Below are 212 nucleotides of genomic sequence, written 5' to 3' on the forward strand. Positions count from 1 at the left end.
GTGTTCTCATCCGTCCACGCTTGGGCCTGCTCGATCATGGGGGCGAGCATGGCCTGCTCCGAGCCCGAGCCCACCACATCGGCGGCGATGATGACTTGGTTGGCGCTGTCCACGGCTGCTTGCGCTGCGTAGCCTTGGATCACGCCTTTGTTCGTGGCCATCTTGGCGCTGTCGGGGTCGGTGATGTTGGACTTGAGCTCTCGGCCCTTGGC

At 64.2% G+C, this 212-nt stretch carries 1 pseudogene; it reads right to left on the bottom strand.

Annotated elements, in window-relative coordinates:
• Positions 1 to 212: pseudogene (locus LNV28_RS25280) on the bottom strand (hypothetical protein); the annotation flags it as partial.

Source organism: Paucibacter sp. DJ2R-2, assembly GCF_025717675.1.
Classification (GTDB): Bacteria; Pseudomonadota; Gammaproteobacteria; order Burkholderiales; family Burkholderiaceae_C; genus Paucibacter_A.